Consider the following 18,959-nt stretch of genomic DNA (forward strand, 5'->3'; position numbering starts at 1 on the left):
CAGGAGAAGTTCATGCACCCCCGTCGCGCCATCCTCAAGCAAAGCGCCGCAGTCGCGGGCCTGCTCGCCGCCACCGGCCTGTTCCCGCGCTCCGCGTTCGCCGCCTGGAATTCCGTCGCCTTCGCCGCCAAGAGCGTCCCCGACGTCATGAAGGCGTACGGCGCCGGCGCGCCGGCCGAGAGCACGTCGGTGACGCTCACTGCGCCCGACATCGCCGAGAACGGCGCCGTCGTGCCGTTCGCCATCGCCACCAGCCTGCCGAACGTCAAGCAGATGCTGATCCTGGTGGAAAAGAACCCGAGCGCGCTGGTCGCCAAGTTCGACGTCACCGACGCGGTGGAACCGAACTTCACCACCCGCGCCAAGATGGGCCAGTCGTCCGACGTCTACGCGGTGGCCATCACCGCCGACGGCAAGGCCTACTACACCAAGAAGGAAGTGAAGGTCACCCTCGGCGGCTGCGGCGGCTGACCGGCGCGCCACTTCACTTCGCCATCCCACGACCATCCCAGGAGTCCAGACATGCCAGATCCGATGCGCATCCGCGCCCAAGCAGCAGGCGGCAACGCCACCGTCCGTGTGCTCATGGCGCACGAAATGGAAACCGGCCAGCGCAAGGACGCTGCCGGCAAGATCATCCCCGCGTGGCACATCACCGACGTGACGGCCACCCTCAACGGCAAGACCGTGCTCACCGCCGAATGGGGACCGGCCGTCGCCAAGAACCCGTTCCTGCAGTTCACCGTCAAGGGCGCCAAGGCCGGCGACAAGATCGGCATCACCTGGAAGGACACCAGGGGCGAAACCCGGTCCGACGAGGCCGTGGTTTCCTGATCCCCTGCCCCGGCATCCACAACAAGACGGAGACAAGCGCATGAGGAAGACCATCGCATTGGCGTTGCTGGGCGGGTTCGCAGCCGGCGGCGCGCTGGCTCAGAAGTCGGCCATCGAGTCGATCGAGGAGTACCGCGCCCAGCTGGCCGACGGCAATCCCGCCGAACTGTTCGAAGCCAAGGGCGAGGAGTTGTGGAAGCACAAGCGCGGGCCGAAGAACGCTTCGCTGGAACGCTGCGACCTGGGCAAGGGGCCCGGCGTCGTCAAGGGCGCCTGGGTGGAGCTGCCGCGCTACTTCGCAGACACCGGTCGCATGCAGGACGTGGAGTCGCGGCTGGTGACGTGCATGTCCTCGCTGCAGGGCTTCGATGCCAAGGCGCTGGCGGACACGCCTTACGGCCAGGGCGAGATGGCCAACATCACGGCGCTGGCGACCTACATCTCGGGCGAGTCGCGCGGCATGAGCTTCAACCTGCCCCAGCAGCACGCGCAGGAACGCAAGTTCTACGCGCTGGGCCAGAAGGCCTTCTACTACCGCGCCGGCCCGATGGATTTCTCCTGCGCCAGCTGCCACGGCCAGGAGAACAAGCGCATCCGCCTGCAGGACCTGCCGGTGCTGTACAAGAACCCGGGCGACGGCGTCGGCATGGCCGCCTGGCCGGCCTACCGCGTTTCCAACGGCCAGATGTGGGGCATGCAGCTGCGCCTGAACGACTGCCTGCGGCTGCAGCGCTTCCCGTACCCGAAATTCGGCTCCGACGTGACCCTGGCGCTCGCCGTCTACATGGGCGTCAACGCCCAGGGCGCGAAGTCCGTGGCCCCTGCCCTCAAGCGCTGAAGGAAGCGACACGATGATGAAGAACAGCAGATACATCTGGGGCGCGCTGGCTGCCGCAGCCGTCGTCGCCGGCTGCGCCGGCACCGGGTCGACGCAGGATCTGGACGCCGAGTTCGCCGCCATGATGCAGTCGTCGTTCCGCGACGAGGGCATCGCGACGTCGGACCGGCTGCAGCAGGACCTGGGCCAGGCGGCCTGCTCGTCGCCGACGGCGCCGCCGCCGGAGGTGGCCAAGCGCATCGAGTCCGAAGCCATGGCCAGCATCAAGTGGCCGACCGGCGGCCAGTACCTGGGCGACTGGAAGGCCGGTGAGCAGCTGGCCCAGAGCGGCCGCGGCATGACCTGGTCCGACGCCAGCCCCGCCACCAGCGGCAACGGCGGCCAGTGCTACAACTGCCACCAGATCGACAAGAAGGAAATCTCCTTCGGCACCATCGGTCCGAGCCTGTACAACTACGGCAAGATCCGCGGCGTGAAGGATGTCGCCGCGCCGGAATCGGCCGCCATCGTGCAGTACACATGGGGCAAGCTGTGGAACAGCAAGGCCTATTCGGCCTGCTCGAACATGCCGCGCTTCGGCCACATGAAGCTGCTCGACGAGCACCAGATCCGCGACCTGATGGCGCTGCTGCTCGATCCACGCTCCCCGGTCAACCAGTGAAGGGGCAGCGCTGAGCCTGCCCCTCCCAAGCCCGGCGCCGCCGGGCTTTTTCAGCTCCAAAACATAAGCAACCACTTATCATGAATCTGAGCAAACGCGAGTTCCTGCAGGTGCTGGGCGCCGCCAGCGTCGGCGGCATGAGCCTGGGCCGCTGGGCCCAGGCCGACGCCGCCACCGCCGCCGAAGGCCTGTACGACCTGCCCCGCTTCGGCAACGTGTCCTTCCTGCACATGACCGACTGCCATGCGCAGCTGCGGCCGATCCATTTCCGCGAGCCCAGCGTCAACCTGGGCATCGGGGACATGAAGGGGCGGCTGCCGCACCTGGTCGGCGAGCACCTGCTGCAGGTGGCCAAGGTGCCGGCCGGCACGCCGGCGGCGCACGCCCTGACCTGCCTGGACTTCGAACCGGCCGCCCGCCGCTACGGCAAGGTCGGCGGCTTCGCCCACCTGGCGACCCTGGTCAAGCGCATGAAGGCCAGCCGGCCGGGCGCCCTGCTGCTGGATGGCGGCGACACCTGGCAGGGTTCGGCCACCTCGCTGTGGACCAAGGGCCAGGACATGGTGGACGCCGCCAAGCTGCTGGGCGTGGACATCATGACCGGCCACTGGGAGTTCACGCTGGGCATGGACCGCGTCAAGGAGATCATCGAGAAGGACTTCGCCGGCAAGGTGGAGTTCCTGGCCCAGAACGTGAAGACCGCCGACTTCGGCGACCCGGTGTTCAAGCCCTACGTGATCCGCGAGATCAACGGCGTGCCCTGCGCCATCATCGGCCAGGCATTCCCGTACACGCCGATCGCCAATCCGCGCTATTTCGTCGCCGACTGGACCTTCGGCATCCAGGACGACAACCTGCAGAAGATGGTCGACGAAGCCCGCGCCAAGGGCGCGCAGGTGGTGGTGCTCCTGAGCCACAACGGCATGGACGTCGACCTCAAGATGGCCGGCCGCGTCAGCGGCATCGACGCCATCCTGGGCGGCCACACCCACGACGGCATGCCGGTGGCCAGCGTGGTGGCCAACCGCGGGGGCCAGACGCTGGTGACCAACGCCGGCTCCAACGGCAAGTTCCTCGGGGTGATGGATTTCGACGTCAAGGGCGGCCGGGTGGCGGACTTCCGCTATCGCCTGCTGCCGGTGTTCGCCAACATGCTGCCGGCCGACCGCGACATGGACGCCCTGATCACGCGGGTGCGCGCCCCCTACGAGGCGAAGCTGGCCGAACAGCTGGCCGTGACCGAGGGCACGCTGTACCGCCGCGGCAACTTCAACGGCACCGGCGACCAGCTGCTGCTGGACGCCCTGATGGACGTGCAGGGCGCGGAGATGGCCTTCTCGCCCGGCTTCCGCTGGGGCACCTCGCTGCTGGCGGGCCAGCCGATCACGCGCGAATGGCTGATGGACATGACGGCCACCACGTATTCGTACGCCACCGTCACGCCCATGAGCGGCGAGATGATCAAGACCGTGCTGGAAGACGTGTGCGACAACCTGTTCAACCCGGACCCCTATTACCAGCAGGGCGGCGACATGGTGCGCGTGGGCGGCCTGCAGTACAGCTGCAACCCGCTGGAGACCATGGGCAAGCGCATCAGCGACATGCGGCTGGGCGGCAAGCCGATCGAGGCCTCGCGCCTGTACAAGGTGGCCGGCTGGGCGCCGGTGGCGGAGGAAGCGCGCAGTGCCGGCAACCGCCCGGTGTGGGAGCTGGTGGAACAATGGCTCAAGGCCAGGAATGGCGTGGTGGCCGCGCGCCGCACCAACATGCCCACCCTCACCGGCGGCCTGCCCAATCCCGGTTATCTGCCGCCCTCCGCATGAACGCCCGTCCCGCCCTCGCCCTTGCCCTGGCTGCACTGTGCGGCGCGGGACAGGCCCAGCAGGCCACCTACCCGCTGCGCTCGCTCACGCCGGAGGCGGCGCTGCGGGCCGCCCGCGCTGCGCTTGCCGCCTGCGCGAGCAGCGGCTACCAGGTGGCGGTCGCCGTCACGGACCGCGGCGGCGCTCCGCTGGTCATGCTGCGCGATCGGCTGGCCGGCCCGCACACGCCGGCCGCGGCCACCGGCAAGGCCTACACGGCACTGACCTTCAAGCAGGACACGCTGTCCTTCGCCCGCGCCACCCAGGCCGGCGAAGCGGCCTCGGGCCTGCGCCAGCTGCCCGGCGTGGTGGCCGCCGGCGGCGGCCGGCCGATCGAGTCGGCCGGGTCGCTGGTGGGCGCCATCGGCGTCTCGGGTGCGCCGGGCGGCGACGCCGACGACCTATGCGCCAGGGCCGGGATCGCCGAGATTGCGGACGACCTCGAGCTCTGAGGGCCGATCCGCCGCGGGCGCGCGCGCCAGCGGCGGCAGCATGCGCGCCAGGTCGTCGGCCGAGACCGGCTTGCTGTAGAGGAAACCCTGGGCCTGGTCGCATTCCAGGTCGCGTAGCGCCTGCGCCTGTTCCTCGGTTTCCACGCCCTCCGCCACCACCTTGAGCTTCAGGCTATGGGCCAGCGTGATGCAGGTCTGGACGATGCCGTAATAGGCCGGGTCGGTGGTGATCTTGCGGATGAAGGCGCGGTCCACCTTCAGTTCGTCGATCGGCAGCGTCACCAGGTAGGCCAGCGAGGAGTAGCCGGTGCCGAAGTCGTCGATCGCCACCGGGATGCCCAGCGAACGCACTTCCGACAGGATCTCGATGGCCCGCTCCATGTTGGTGATCAGGATGCTCTCCGTCACCTCGATCGACAGCGCCGCCGGATTGCCGTCCACCGCCGCCAGCGCCGCCTGCAGGCTGGACACGAAGTTGTTGCCGCGCAATTGCTCGGCGGCCACGTTGACGGCGATGCGCGGCGCGTCCAGGCCGGCGGCGCGCCACTTCCACCAGTCGGCGATGGCGCGCTGGATCACCTGCCCGCCCGCTTCGGCGATCAGGCCGGTCAGCTCCAGCGCCGGCACGAAGTCCATCGGCGGCACCAGCCCGCGCTCGGGATGGATCCAGCGGATCAGCGCCTCCACCCCGGCGATGTTGCCGGTGGCCAGGTCGATCTTGGGCTGGTAGTAGTTGACGAACTCGTTGAGCCGCAGGCCGCGCCGCAGCTGCGGCTCCAGCCGGTAATGGCGGCTGAGCTGGTTGTCCACCGTCTTGTCGAAGAACATGTAGGGCTCGTCGCGCTCGATCGCCACCTGCAGCGCGCTGTCCGCCGCCGTCACCAGGTCGTCGAGCTTGGCGCCGTCCTCCGGATGCACGGCCACGCCGATGTGCACCGGGCACACCAGCGCCAGCGACTCGATGTTGTAGGGCTCGCACAGGCAGGCGCTGAGCGTGCCGGCCACCGACTTGCGGAACTCGGCCGGATCGAGCCCGGGAAAGTACATCACGAACAGGCCGCGCTTGATGCGGCCGACGAAAGCGTCTTCTCGCAGGCAGGAGCGCAGCCGCAGCGCGGTCTGCTTGATCATCGCGTCGGCGGTGCGGAAGCCGTGGGCGGAGGTGATCTGGCCGACGGTCTTGAGCCGCACCAACACCAGCACGCTGTGCGCCGCCTTGCTGCGCTCGAACTGCGATTCGAAATGGAACCAGTTGGGCAGGCCGGTGAGCCGGTCCGACTGGGTGGCCACCCGCAGCTCGCGCCGCATCGTCAGCTGGGTGCTGACCGTGTGCGCCAGCTTGGCCAGCGCCTCGCGCTGGGTGGCCGTCAGGGTGCGCGGCACCGTGTCCATCACGAACAGCGTGCCGACGGCGCTGCCCTCGCGCGTCTGCAGCGGATAGCCGGCATAGAAGCGCACCGGCGGAAAATCGGGCCCGAACAGGTTGGTGACGAAGCGCGGATCGGTTTCCGCGTCCTGCACTTCCAGCATGTGCTCGGGTTCGGCGATGGTGTAGGCGCAGAACGCCAGGTCGCGCGGCGTGGCCGTCACGTCCACGCCGACCCGGGCCTTGAACCACTGGCGCTGGCTGTCGATGAAGGCGATCGCGCCGATCGGGGCCTGGCAGATGGTGGTGGCCAGCTGCACCAGCCGGTCGAACTCCTTTTCGGGTTCGGTGTCCAGGATGGCCAGCTCCTCCAGCGCGACCAGGCGGTCGGCTTCGTCCGGAGGCAGCGGGGGCGCGATGTGAGCCATAAGTTCCATCAGGAATTCAGCTGCACCATCCTATTGCAATTCCGCCCGTAGCGGGTGCCGGGCCCAGGCGGCCGGGCCTCAACTCAGTGGGCGCGGGCATGGTCCTTGCGCGCCCGCTGCGGGTCGGCCAGCATGGTCAGCAGCAGGTTGACGTCGGCCGGCTTGACCATGTGGAAATCGAAGCCGGCCTGGGCCGAGCGCGACCGGCTCTCGGCCTCGCCGTAGCCGGTCAGCGCGATCAGCAGCGCCTCCCGGCAGCACGGCAGGCTGCGCAGGCGGTTGGCCACCTCGAAGCCGTTCATTCCGGGCAGGCCGATGTCGAGCAGCACCACGTCGGGCTTGAACTCATCGGCGATCTTCAGCGCGGTCACGCCTTCGTTGGCGGTGCGCACCTCGAAGCCTTCCATCTCCAGCAGCGTCATCAGCGTGTCGGCCGAGGCCACCAGGTCGTCCACCACCAGGATGCGTGCCGGCGCCTTGGCCGCCGCCGCCTTCGGGCGCGGCGCGAGCGACGGCGCGGGAGTGCTCTCCATCGGCTGCGCCGGCAGCCAGACCGACACCTCGGTGCCCTGCCCCGGTCCGGCGCTGCTGGCGCCAACCCGGCCGCCGTGCAGTTCCACCAGGTGCTTGACCAGCGTCAGGCCGATGCCCAGCCCGCCTTGCGAGCGGTCCAGGGTCTGGTCGCCCTGCACGAACAGGTCGAAGATGTGCGGCAGGAAGGCCGGGTCGATGCCCGCGCCCTCGTCGCGCACGGAGATCCGCACGGTGCCGTCCACATAGCTGGCCTTGAGCTGGATGCGGGTGTTCGGCCCGGAAAACTTCGACGCGTTGTTGATCAGGTTGGACAGCACCTGCGACAGCCGCACCAGGTCGCCGTCCAGCGCCAGCTCCTGCTGCGGCACTTCCACGCTCAGGGTCTGGTCCATCGCCGCGACCCGCGGCGACGCCGCTTCGACCGCCCGTTCCACCAGCGTCGACAGCTGCAGCCGCTCGGGCTGCACCACCACCTTGCCCTGCACGATGCGCGACACGTCCAGCAGGTCGTCGATCAGGCGCGCCATGTGGTCGGCCTGCCGTCCGATCACGTCGCGGGCCCAGTTCATCCGGGCCGGCGCGACGTCATCGCCCTGCATGATGTGCACCGCGTTGCGGATCGGCGCCAGCGGGTTGCGCAGCTCGTGCGCCAGCATCGCCAGGAACTCGTTCTTGCGCCGGTCGGCTTCCTGCACCGCGTGGTACAGGCGGGCGTTCTCCATCGCGATCGACGCCCGGCTGACGACCTCCTTGACCAGCGCCAGCCGGGCCGAATCGAACTGGGCGTGCGGGCCGATCAGCAGCAGCGCGCCGAGCACGCGGTCGCCCGCCAGCAGCGGGCAGATCGCCACGCCGCGCCCGCCTTCGCGCCGCAGTTCGAAGCGCCGCTCGCCGATGGCGACCGCCAGGCAATCGCGCAGCAGGTCCCGGCCCAGCTCGGCGCCGGGCAGCGCCGGCCGGCTCTCGGTGCGCTTGATCTCGCCGTCGGGGCCGGCCAGCGCCAGCACCGCGCGGTCGCCCAGCGCCGGCACCGCCACCTCGAACAGCGCATTGATCGTGTCCTCCAGCGCCAGCGAGCGCGACAGCGTCTGGCTGGCGTCGGACAGGTAGTCGGCGCGCTGGATGGCCTCTTCGGCGGCGGCCCGGGCCGCCTCCGAGCGCGCCAGCGCCTCGCGCTCGGCGGCCTGTTCCTTGAGCTGCCGGTTCATCCGGAACAGCTCGACGAACACCCGGACCTTGGAGCGCAGCACGTCCGGCACCACCGGCGACGGAATGTAGTCCACTGCGCCCAGCGCGTAGCCGCGGGCAGCCTGGATCTCGTCGACGTAGGCGGTGATGAAGACGATCGGCGTCTGCGCCGACTTGCGGTACTGGCGGATCAGGCCGGCGGTCTCCAGCCCGTCGATGTCGGGCATGTTGACGTCCAGCAGGATCACCGCGAACTCCATCTCCAGGATGAAGCGCAGCGCCTCCTGGCCCGAGCGGGCGCTGACGATGTTCTGGTCCAGCTCGTCGAGGATGGTGCGGAAGACGACGTGCTTTTCCGGCAGGTCGTCCACCACCAGGATGTTGACTTTCTCCTGTTCGCCCGCGCCCCCCAACGGTGCCGGCCGGGTGGTCACTGGTGCAGCCACGCGCGCAGGACCGACAGCAGATCCTGCGTGTTGACGGGCTTGGACAGGTAGTCCCAGGCGCCGGCCTCGATGCACTTCTCGCGGTCGCCCTTCATGGCCTTGGCCGTCACCGCCACCATCGGCAGGTTCTTGCCCTGCGGCAGCTTGCGGATCTCCTTCATGGTGGCCATGCCGTCCATCTCCGGCATCATGATGTCCATCAGCACCACCTTGATCTGCGGATCGCTGGCCACCCGGCTGATCGCGTCGCGGCCGTTGTCGGACCAGACGATGTCCATGCCGTGTTCTTCCAGCACGGTGGCCAGCGCGAAGATGTTGCGCATGTCGTCGTCGACGATCAGCACCCGCTTGCCGGTCAGCGGCTTGCTGGTCTGGTGGATCTCGTCGAGCATGGAACGCTTGGCCTCGGGCAGCCGCGCCAGGTTGTGGTGCAGCGCCATCAGGGTCTGGTCGAACAGCTTGGGCACGCTGTGCGCTTCCTGCACCGTCACCGTGTCGTCCGAGGTCCACTGCATCCGGCCCTCGGCCGGCGTGCCGTTGCGGTACACCAGCAGCGGCAGCGGCCCGAGGGTGGACTGGCCTTCCAGCGCCCGCTTGCCGTCGCCCGGACTGAGGTTGCCGAAGCCGTCCTCGATCACCACGCAGTCGAACTGGTCCTCTTCCACCGCCTGCAGGAATTTCTCGGCGCTCTTGACCACCACCGCGTGGATTTCCTCATCCTCCAGCTGCGCCGCCAGTTCCTTGCGGGCGGCCGCGTCCTTGACCGCGATCAGCACGCTGCGCTGGGGCCGGCCGACGTAGGTGCGCAGCTTGTCGAGCATCTCGTCCAGCACCTCTTTCGAGCGGATCGGCTTTTCGACGAAGGCCATGGCACCGGACTTGAAGGCCCGCTCCTTGGAATCGTCGGTGGAGATCACGCAGACCGGGATGTGGCGCGCGCCCAGGTCCTGCTTCATGCGGTCCAGCACGCGCCAGCCATCGACGTCGGGCAGGTACATGTCCAGCGTGATCGCGGACGGCTTGTACTGGTTAGCCAGCGTCAACGCCCCGGCGCCCTTGGAGGTGACCAGGCCCTTGAAGCCCTTGGCGCGGGCCGCGTCCAGCAGGAAGCGCGCGAACGCCAGGTCGTTCTCGACGATCAGCAGCACCAGGTCGCCCTGGACGATGCTGTCGCGGTCGTCGTCGGCCTCGTTCAGCGACACGGCGCTGTCTTCCGCGACCACCACCGCGTCCTCGATCCTGGGCTGCGGCTGGGGCGGCGGCGTGCGCTTCATGCCCGGCGTCGTCAGGTCGGCGCGGGTGGAATCCCCGTAGCCGGCCGGCCGGCGCGCGGTGCGGGCCGAGGAATAGACCAGCGGCAGGAACAGCGTGAAGGTGCTGCCCTGTCCCGGCGCGCTGGACAGCCGGATCTCGCCGCCCAGCAGCTTGGACAGCTCGCGCGAGATCGCGAGGCCCAGGCCGGTGCCGCCGTACTTGCGGCTGGTGGAGCCGTCGGCCTGCTGGAAGGCCTCGAAGATGATCTGCTGCTTGTCGCCCGAAATGCCGATGCCGGTGTCCGACACGGCGAACGCGATCACCTGCTGGCTGCGGTTCAACTCCTCGTTGTCCGGGCTCCAGCCGGTGAAAGCCTCCTCGATGGTCAGCGTCACGTGGCCCTGGTGGGTGAACTTGAAGGCGTTGGACAGCAGGTTCTTCAGGATCTGCTGCAGGCGCTTGACGTCCGTCACCATCGAGGTGGGCAGCTGCAGGCCGGTGTGGATCATGAAGTCCACCGCTTTGGCCTCGGCGACGTGGCGGAAGGTGCGTTCCACGTACAGCTGCAGGTCCGACAGCCGCAACTCGTTGATGTCGACCACCACGGTGCCGGACTCGATCTTGGACAGGTCCAGGATGTCGTTGATCAGCATCAGCAGGTCGTTGCCCGAGGAGTGGATGGTCTTGGCGAATTCCACCTGCTTGGTGGTCAGGTTGCCGTCCGGGTTCTTGCACAGCTGGTCCGACAGGATCAGCAGCGAGTTCAGCGGCGTGCGCAGCTCGTGCGACATGTTGGCCAGGAATTCCGACTTGTACTTGGAGGTCAGCGCCAGCTGCTTGGCCTTTTCCTCCAGCGCCTGGCGGGCCTGCTCCACTTCCTGGTTCTTGCGCTCCACCTCGTGGTTCTGGTGCACCAGCAGCCTGGCCTTTTCCTGCAGTTCCTCGTTGGTCTGCTGCAGTTCCTGCTGCCGGCTCTGGAGCTCCTGCGCCAGCGACTGCGACTGGGTCAGCAGGTCTTCCGTGCGCATGTTGGCCTCGATCGTGTTGATCACGATGCCGATCGATTCGGTCAGCTGGTCGAGGAAGGCCTGGTGCGTCGGGTTGAAGCGCTCCACCGAGGCCAGTTCGACCACGCCCCGCACCTGGCCTTCGAAGATGATCGGCAGCACCAGCACGTTCAGCGGCGCCACCTGCGTCAGGCCCGAGGAGATCCGCAGGCTGTCGGGGATCGACGAGGTCAGCAGGATCTTCTTCTTGTCGTACGCGCACTGGCCGACCAGGCCCTGGCCCAGGTCCATTTCCTTGCCGTAGGAGCCGTGGCCGTCGGAGGCGTAGCTGGCCATCAGGCGCAGCTTGGGCTGTTCGTGCGTGTAGCGCAGCACGTAGAACTCGGCCTGCTGCGCGCCCACCACCGGTGCCAGCTCGGACAGGATCAGGTGGCCGACGGCCACCAGGTCCTTCTGGCCCTGCAGCATCCGCGAGAACTTGGCCAGGTTGGTCTTGAGCCAGTCCTGCTCGGTGTTGACCTGCGTCGTGTCCTTGAGGTTGCGGATCATCTCGTTCACGGTGTCCTTGAGCGCCGCCATCTCGCCCAGCGCCTCCACCGTGATGGATCGCGTCAGGTCGCCCTGGGTCACGGCGGTCGCCACCTCGGCGATCGCTCGCACCTGGGTGGTCAGGTTGGCGGCCAGCTGGTTGACGTTTTCCGTCAGGCCCTTCCAGGTGCCCGATGCGCCAGGCACCTTGGCCTGGCCGCCCAGCTTGCCTTCCACGCCCACCTCGCGCGCCACCGTCGTCACCTGGTCGGCGAAGGTGGCCAGCGTGTCGGTCATGCCGTTGATGGTGTCGGCCAGCGCCGCCACCTCGCCCTTGGCTTCCACCGTCAGCTTCTGGTCCAGGTCGCCGTTGGCCACCGCGGTCACCACCTTGGCGATGCCTCGCACCTGCGAGGTCAGGTTGCCGGCCATGAAGTTCACGTTGTCGGTCAGGTCCTTCCAGGTGCCGGCCACGCCCTGCACGTCGGCCTGGCCGCCCAGCTTGCCTTCGGTCCCCACTTCACGCGCCACCCGCGTCACCTCCGAGGCGAAGGAGCGCAGCTGGTCCACCATCGTATTGATGGTGTTCTTCAGCTCCAGGATTTCGCCCTTCACGTCCACCGTGATCTTCTTGGACAGGTCGCCTGCAGCCACGGCTTTCGTCACGTCGGCGATGTTGCGCACTTGAGACGTCAGATTGCCGGCCATGAAGTTCACGTTGTCGGTCAGGTCCTTCCAGGTGCCGGCCACGCCCTGCACGTCGGCCTGGCCGCCCAGCTTGCCTTCGGTGCCCACTTCGCGCGCCACCCGCGTCACTTCGGACGCGAAGGAGCGCAGCTGGTCCACCATGGTATTGATGGTGTTCTTCAGTTCCAGGATTTCGCCCTTCACGTCCACCGTGATCTTCTTGGACAGGTCGCCCGCCGCCACGGCCGTCGTCACGTCCGCGATGTTGCGCACCTGGGACGTCAGGTTGCCGGCCATGAAGTTCACCGAGTCGGTCAAGTCCTTCCAGGTGCCGGCCACGCCCTGCACGTCGGCCTGGCCGCCCAGCTTGCCCTCGGTGCCCACCTCTCGCGCAACGCGCGTCACTTCCGAGGCGAAGGAGCGCAGCTGGTCCACCATCGTATTGATGGTGTTCTTCAGTTCCAGGATTTCGCCCTTCACGTCCACCGTGATCTTCTTGGACAGGTCGCCGGCCGCCACGGCCTTGGTCACGTCCGCGATGTTCCGCACCTGAGACGTCAGGTTCGAACCCATCGAGTTCACCGAGTCGGTCAAGTCCTTCCAGGTGCCGGCCACGCCCTGCACGTCGGCCTGGCCGCCCAGCTTGCCTTCGGTGCCCACTTCACGCGCCACCCGCGTCACTTCCGACGCGAAGGAGGAGAGCTGGTCCACCATGGTATTGATGGTGTTCTTCAGCTCCAGGATTTCGCCCTTCACGTCCACCGTGATCTTCTTGGACAGGTCGCCCGCCGCCACGGCCGTCGTCACGTCCGCGATGTTGCGCACCTGGGACGTCAGGTTGCCGGCCATGAAGTTCACCGAGTCGGTCAAGTCCTTCCAGGTGCCGGCCACGCCCTGCACATCGGCCTGGCCGCCCAGCTTGCCTTCGGTGCCCACTTCGCGTGCCACCCGCGTCACTTCCGAAGCGAAGGAACGCAACTGGTCCACCATCGTATTGATGGTGTTCTTCAGCTCCAGGATTTCGCCCTTCACGTCCACCGTGATCTTCTTGGACAGGTCGCCGGCCGCCACGGCCGTCGTCACTTCGGCGATGTTCCGCACCTGGGCCGTCAGGTTCGAGCCCATGGAGTTCACCGAGTCGGTCAGGTCCTTCCAGGTGCCGGCCACGCCCTGCACGTCGGCCTGGCCGCCCAGCTTGCCTTCGGTGCCCACTTCCCGCGCCACCCGCGTCACTTCCGACGCGAAGGAGGAGAGCTGGTCCACCATCGTATTGATGGTGTTCTTCAGCTCGAGAATTTCGCCCTTCACGTCCACCGTGATCTTCTTGGACAGGTCGCCCGCCGCCACGGCCTTGGTCACGTCGGCGATGTTGCGCACTTGAGACGTCAGATTGCCGGCCATGAAGTTCACGTTGTCGGTCAGGTCCTTCCAGGTGCCGGCCACGCCCTGCACATCGGCCTGGCCGCCCAGCTTGCCTTCGGTGCCCACTTCACGGGCCACCCGCGTTACTTCCGACGCGAAGGAGGAGAGCTGGTCCACCATCGTATTGATGGTGTTCTTGAGTTCCAGGATTTCACCCTTCACGTCCACCGTGATCTTCTTGGACAGGTCGCCCGCCGCCACGGCCGTCGTCACTTCGGCGATGTTCCGCACCTGGGCCGTCAGGTTCGAGCCCATGGAGTTCACCGAATCGGTCAGGTCCTTCCAGGTGCCGGCCACGCCCTGCACGTCGGCCTGGCCGCCCAGCTTGCCTTCGGTCCCCACTTCCCGCGCCACCCGCGTCACTTCGGAGGCGAAGGAGCGCAACTGGTCCACCATGGTATTGATCGTCGCCTTCAGCTCCAGGATCTCGCCCTTCACGTCCACCGTGATCTTCTTGGACAGGTCGCCCGCCGCCACGGCCTTGGTCACGTCGGCGATGTTGCGCACCTGGGACGTCAGGTTGCCGGCCATGAAGTTCACGTTGTCGGTCAGGTCCTTCCAGGTGCCGGCCACGCCCTGCACGTCGGCCTGGCCGCCCAGCTTGCCTTCGGTGCCCACTTCGCGCGCCACCCGCGTCACTTCGGAAGCGAACGAGGACAGCTGGTCCACCATCGTATTGATGGTGTTCTTGAGTTCCAGGATTTCACCCTTCACGTCCACCGTGATCTTCTTGGACAGGTCGCCGGCCGCCACGGCCTTGGTCACGTCCGCGATGTTGCGCACCTGGGCCGTGAGGTTGGACGCCATGAAGTTGACCGAGTCGGTCAGGTCCTTCCAGGTGCCGGCCACGCCCTGCACGTCGGCCTGGCCGCCCAGCTTGCCTTCGGTCCCCACTTCGCGCGCCACCCGCGTCACTTCGGCGGAGAAGGTGCCCAGCTGCTGCACCATCTTGTTGATGATCATGGCGGTGCGCAGGAATTCGCCTTCCAGCGCCCGGCCTTCCGCCTCCAGCGCCATCGACTTGGACAGGTCGCCCTGCGCCACCGCGCCGATCACCCGCGCCACTTCGGAGGTCGGGTGCACCAGGTCGGCGATCAGCGAGTTGATCGATTCGGCCGAATCGCGCCAGAAGCCGCTGGCGTTCGGCACGAAGGCCCGCTCCTTGAGCTTGCCCTCCTTGCCGACCACGCGCGACAGGCGCGCCAGCTCGTGCGACATGCGCACGTTCTCGGCCACCACGTCGTTGAAGGCGTCCGCCACCTTGCCGAACACCCCGGTCCAGTCCTGCGGCAACTGCGCCGTCGGCAGGCCCTTCTTGAGGTCCGTCAGCGCGCCCAGGAAGGTCCTGGTGCGCTCGGCGCTGTCGTCCACTTCGTCCAGCACGGAGTTGAAGACGGCGACGTTGTCCTGCCAGAAGCCGGCGAGCTTGTCGTCGCTGACCCGCCGGCCGGCCCGCGCGCTCCTGGAGCTGCCTTCGATGGACTTGAGCTTGTGCGAGGTTCGCGCCGCCTGGGCCGTCAGTTCGTTGAACTCGGCGGCGATCTTGCCGAAGGTGCCGTCCCACTCGGTGGGCAAGGTCACGCTGCGTTCGCCCCGGCGAAAGGCGCCGATGGCTTTCAGGATGGTCTTCAGTTCGCTGTCGCGCTGTTCCGCGCCCGGCAGTTTTGCCACTACTTCCATGCAGTCCCCCAATTCGTGTGCGATCGTTTCCAAATGGCGCAATCCGCAGCAGAGTAACGGGTTCGGCATGGCCCTTCAACAGTGCAGGCCCCACAAACCGGGCGCAAAGCCAATACCGGCGCGGCCTGTAGGCGCGTGCCTACAGCAACAGACGGGTTGCGACTACGGTTGCTGTGGAGGCGCCGACACGACGGCGACGGCGGGCCGGCGCAAAAAAAAGCCGCCTCGCGGCGGCTTCTTGCGGGAGCCGAAGCTCAGTTCAGCGCAGTCTTCTTGCCGTCCTTGTAGACCGACAGGGTCATCGACGGGTTCTTGATTTCCCCGTTGGGCTCGAAGGCGATCGTTGCCGTCACGCCCTTGAAGTTGGTTTCCGGGATCTTGGCGGTGTAGACCTTGGGGTCGACCGAATTGGCGCGCTTCATGGCATCCACCAGCACGAAGGTGGCGTCGTAGGTGAACGGGCTGTAGATCTGGAACTGGCCCGGGTACTTGGCGTCGTAGCGCTTCTTCCACTCGGTTCCGCCAGGCATCTTGGCGATCGAGGCGCCGCCTTCGGCACAGACCGTGTTGTTCAGGGTCTTGGCGCCGGCCGCCAGCTTGGCGATCTCGGTGGTGCAGATGCCGTCGCCGCCGAAGAACTTGACGTTGGTCAGGCCGAGCTGCTCCATCTGGCGCAGCATCGGGCCGGCCTGGGCGTCCATGCCGCCGTAGAACACGGCATCGGGCGCCTTGGACTTGATTGCCGTCAGGATGGCCATGAAGTCGGTGGCCTTGTCGGTCGTGTACTGCTCGTCGACCACCTGCATGCCCTTGGACAAGGCGGTGCGCTTGAAGACCTCGGCAACGCCCTGGCCGTAAGCGGTGCGGTCGTCGATGATCGCGACCTTCTTCAGCTTGAGCGCGTCGGCAGCGTACAAGGCCAGGCCGGCGCCCAGCGCGTTGTCGTTGGCGATGATGCGGAAGGTGGTCTTGTAGCCGGGCTTGGTCAGGTTGGGATTGGTGGCGGCGCCGGTGACGTGAGGGATGCCGCAATCGTTATAGACCTTGGAGGCAGGGATGGTGGTGCCCGAGTTCAGGTGGCCGACCACGCCGGCGACCTTGGCGTCGCACAGCTTCTGGGCCACGGCCGTGCCCTGCTTCGGGTCGGCGGCGTCGTCTTCGGCCTGGATCTCGAACTTGATCTTCTTGCCGCCGATCACGAGGTTCTGCTTGTTGAGGTCCTCGATGGCCATCAGCACGCCGTTCTCGTTGTCGCGCCCGTAATGGGCCTGCGGGCCCGACATTGGTGCGACGTGGCCGATCTTGACCACTTGCACATCCTGTGCGGATGCCAGGCCGGCAAACGCGGCGATGGCGGCGGCGACCGTCAGTTTCAACTTCACATGCATAGAACCTCCAGAGTAGGAAAATAGGTTGAGAAATCTTTTTTGGCTCAACGGCGGCGAACATATCGCAATTTCCGGACCCGAACCATAGGGGAATGTCATGGGGGCTGGATTTGCGCCAGCGCGTTGTCGCCGCGGCGACGCCGGTTTTCAGGCTTGCGGCCCGGTGCCCTGGGTGGCCGTCAGTTCCTCGGCCAGCGCCTGCTCCACGCTCTGGCGCACCACCAGTTCGATCTCCTCGCGCAGCAAGGGACCGAGCATCTGCGTCTGCTGCAGCACCGTGGTGGCGATGGCTTCGCGCAGCCGCCGCTCCAGCGTCAGTTCGACGCGCTGCATGATCCGGTGCACCAGTTGCTCTTCGGACAGCGCGGCCGGCACCGCCGGCCCGGAAGCGGCCTTCCTGGCTTTCACCACCTCGGTCAAGGTGGGCACGAAGCGCGGCGGGTTGCGGGCGGTGGCCATCAGGCGGGCCTCGCCGCGACGTCGTGCTTCTTGATCGAGTAGCCGCGGTCGGCGTAATGCTTCCAGCGGCCGCGGGCATCCAGCCGGTCCTGCTCGTCGGCGGTGACCACCTCGATCAAGCGCTCGAAACGCTCGAAGCCCTCGGGCACCACGCCGCCCAGGTTCACCAGCACCTGCAGGTGGGGGGCGGAACGCACCGACTCGGCCAGCACCACCGGCGAGGCCGCGAGTGCCGCCGCCGGGGCGGCGTCGCTGCAATGGGGCAGGAACTCCAGCGGCGCGAAGGTCCACAGCGCCACGTCCAGCTCGCGCAGCGTCTGCGCCTGGCCGGTGACCATCACCCGCGCGCCCGTGCCGACTGCCTTGCGCAGCAGCCGGCAGGCGTACCCGAGCTTGTCGGGCGCATTGAAATGGAAGGCGACCTCGGTCATCGACCTGTCTGTTTGCCGCTGCGGCGCGCCTTGCGCGCCGGTTTCGGCTGGGGTTCGCCCTGCTGCCCCATGATGAATTCCACCAGCAGCCCGACCGGCCTGCCGGTGGAACCCTTGGCGGCGCCGCCCTTCCAGGCCGTGCCCGCCACGTCCAGATGGCCCCAGGGATAGGCCTTGGTGAAGCGCTGCAGGAACTTGGCCGCCACCACCGCGCCGCCGGCGCGGCCGGCCACGTTGGCGACGTCGGCGAAGTTGGTCTTGAGGCCCTCGGCGTATTCGTCGTCCAGCGGCATGCGCCAGCACGGGTCCAGCGCGGCGTCGCCGGCGGACTGCAGCGCCTGCGCCAGGTCGTCGTCGCTGGCGAACATGCCGCTGCGCACCCCGCCCAGCGCCACCACGCAGGCACCGGTCAGGGTGGCGATGTCCACCACCGCCTTGGGCTTGAACCGCTCCGCGTAGCTGAGCGCGTCGCACAGGATCAACCGGCCTTCGGCATCGGTGTTGAGGATCTCGATGGTCTGGCCGCTCATGCTGGTGACCACGTCGCCGGGCTTGACGGAACGGCCATCGGGCATGTTCTCGCAGCTGGGAATCAGGCCGACCAGGTTGATCGCGGGCTGCAGGTCCGCCACGGCACGGAAGGCGCCCAGCACGCTGGCCGCGCCGCCCATGTCGAATTTCATCTCGTCCATCTCGGCCGACGGCTTGATCGAGATGCCGCCGGTGTCGAAGGTGATGCCCTTGCCGACCAGCACGACCGGCGCATCGCCCTTGCCGGCGCCGTTGTACTTCAGGACGATGAAGCGCAGCGGCTCCTCCGAACCCTGCGCCACGGCCATGAACGATCCCATCCCGAGCTTGGCCACTTCCTTCGGGCCGAGCACCTCGCAGCCGAAGCCGTGCTCCTTGGCCAGGGCCCGCGCGGCTTCGCCCAGCAGCGTCGGCGTGGCGTGGTTCGGCGGCCGGTTGGCCCATTCCTTGGCCAGCTCGATGCCCTTGACCGTGGCGGTGGCCTGCTCGAAGGCCTGGCGCGACGCGTCCGCATTGGCCACCCCGATGGTGACGTGCTCCAGCTTGCGGCCCTCGGCCTTGGACTTGGTAGTGACGTACGAATAGCTGGCGTCGGCCGCGGTGACCACGGCGGCGCGCACCGCGTCGTCGCCGGCCTGCGCCGGCAGCACGATGGCCAGCCGCTTGACCCGGGAGCCGCGCAGCGCGGCCACGGCCGCCTGCACGGCGGTGCGCACCTGGGCACCGGTGCCGTCGCCGCAACCGGCCAGCAGCACCCGGGCCGCCGCCACGCCCGGATGGCGCCACGCCTGCAGCAGGCTGCCCGGCTTGGCCTCCAGGTCGCCGGCCTTGACGGCCTGCGACTGGAGCTGCGACACGGCGTCCTTGCCGCCCGCCCCGCCCTGCATCACCAGCACCACCAACGCATCGGTTTTTTCGCCGGCCGCTCCTGCCAGGCCAAGGGTCTTGAGATCAAAGTCCATA

The 18,959-nt window shown here is 67.7% G+C and carries 13 protein-coding genes; 6 read left to right on the forward strand and 7 right to left on the reverse strand.

Going from position 1 to position 18,959, the window contains the following annotated elements:
* The first annotated feature begins 12 nt into the window (after positions 1 to 12).
* The 6 genes from soxY (at position 13) to ACFPOE_RS20655 (ending at position 4,647) form a co-directional block, all read left to right on the forward strand.
* Positions 13 to 471 (forward strand): thiosulfate oxidation carrier protein SoxY, encoded by a 459-nt coding sequence (gene soxY, locus ACFPOE_RS20630; protein ID WP_376852207.1) that lies wholly within the window; start codon positions 13 to 15, stop codon positions 469 to 471.
* A 51-nt stretch (positions 472 to 522) separates the two neighbouring features.
* The gene (gene soxZ / locus ACFPOE_RS20635; RefSeq protein WP_376852208.1) at positions 523 to 834 is read left to right on the forward strand and encodes a thiosulfate oxidation carrier complex protein SoxZ; all 312 of its coding nucleotides are present in this window, start codon (positions 523 to 525) and stop codon (positions 832 to 834) included.
* Between the two features lie 40 nt (positions 835 to 874).
* Complete coding sequence (gene soxA / locus ACFPOE_RS20640) at positions 875 to 1,672, forward strand: sulfur oxidation c-type cytochrome SoxA (protein ID WP_376852209.1); 798 nt, start codon at positions 875 to 877, stop codon at positions 1,670 to 1,672.
* A gap of 16 nt (positions 1,673 to 1,688) precedes the next feature.
* Positions 1,689 to 2,333 carry a sulfur oxidation c-type cytochrome SoxX gene (gene soxX / locus ACFPOE_RS20645; RefSeq protein WP_376852210.1) on the forward strand — a complete coding sequence of 215 codons (645 nt, stop codon included), beginning with the start codon at positions 1,689 to 1,691 and terminating at the stop codon, positions 2,331 to 2,333.
* A gap of 80 nt (positions 2,334 to 2,413) precedes the next feature.
* Positions 2,414 to 4,156: a thiosulfohydrolase SoxB gene (soxB, locus tag ACFPOE_RS20650; RefSeq protein WP_376852211.1), complete on the forward strand. Its 1,743-nt coding sequence runs from the start codon at positions 2,414 to 2,416 to the stop codon at positions 4,154 to 4,156.
* Positions 4,153 to 4,647, forward strand: coding sequence for a GlcG/HbpS family heme-binding protein (locus ACFPOE_RS20655; protein ID WP_376852212.1), 495 nt, complete (start codon positions 4,153 to 4,155; stop codon positions 4,645 to 4,647). The genes soxB and ACFPOE_RS20655 overlap by 4 nt, the downstream gene beginning before the upstream one ends.
* Here ACFPOE_RS20655 and ACFPOE_RS20660 read toward each other — a convergent pair.
* The 7 genes from ACFPOE_RS20660 to ACFPOE_RS20690 all read right to left on the reverse strand — a co-directional run bounded on the left by ACFPOE_RS20660 (position 4,597) and on the right by ACFPOE_RS20690 (position 18,958).
* Entirely contained in the window at positions 4,597 to 6,450 is a 1,854-nt protein-coding gene (locus tag ACFPOE_RS20660) for a putative bifunctional diguanylate cyclase/phosphodiesterase (RefSeq protein WP_376852213.1), read from the reverse strand. The two genes, ACFPOE_RS20655 and ACFPOE_RS20660, sit on opposite strands and share 51 nt — an antisense overlap.
* 74 nt (positions 6,451 to 6,524) lie before the next feature.
* Positions 6,525 to 8,609, reverse strand: coding sequence for a hybrid sensor histidine kinase/response regulator (locus ACFPOE_RS20665; RefSeq protein ID WP_376852214.1), 2,085 nt, complete (start codon positions 8,607 to 8,609; stop codon positions 6,525 to 6,527).
* Positions 8,594 to 15,187 carry a HAMP domain-containing protein gene (locus ACFPOE_RS20670; RefSeq protein ID WP_376852215.1) on the reverse strand — a complete coding sequence of 2,198 codons (6,594 nt, stop codon included), beginning with the start codon at positions 15,185 to 15,187 and terminating at the stop codon, positions 8,594 to 8,596. Before ACFPOE_RS20670 ends, ACFPOE_RS20665 begins: the two co-directional genes overlap by 16 nt.
* Before the next feature lie 254 nt (positions 15,188 to 15,441).
* On the reverse strand, positions 15,442 to 16,575 hold the full coding sequence (locus tag ACFPOE_RS20675; protein WP_376852216.1) for a branched-chain amino acid ABC transporter substrate-binding protein: 1,134 nt from the start codon (positions 16,573 to 16,575) through the stop codon (positions 15,442 to 15,444).
* 147 nt (positions 16,576 to 16,722) lie between these two features.
* Positions 16,723 to 17,034 carry a hypothetical protein gene (locus tag ACFPOE_RS20680; RefSeq protein WP_376852217.1) on the reverse strand — a complete coding sequence of 104 codons (312 nt, stop codon included), beginning with the start codon at positions 17,032 to 17,034 and terminating at the stop codon, positions 16,723 to 16,725.
* Entirely contained in the window at positions 17,034 to 17,465 is a 432-nt protein-coding gene (locus ACFPOE_RS20685; RefSeq protein WP_376852218.1) for a DNA polymerase III subunit chi, read from the reverse strand. The genes ACFPOE_RS20680 and ACFPOE_RS20685 overlap by 1 nt, the downstream gene beginning before the upstream one ends.
* The gene (locus ACFPOE_RS20690) at positions 17,462 to 18,958 is read right to left on the reverse strand and encodes a leucyl aminopeptidase (RefSeq protein ID WP_376852219.1); all 1,497 of its coding nucleotides are present in this window, start codon (positions 18,956 to 18,958) and stop codon (positions 17,462 to 17,464) included. The genes ACFPOE_RS20685 and ACFPOE_RS20690 overlap by 4 nt, the downstream gene beginning before the upstream one ends.
* Position 18,959 lies beyond the last annotated feature (1 nt).

Origin of the sequence: Caenimonas terrae (genome assembly GCF_042655405.1) — a bacterium.
Lineage (GTDB): Bacteria > Pseudomonadota > Gammaproteobacteria > Burkholderiales > Burkholderiaceae_C > Ramlibacter > Ramlibacter terrae_A.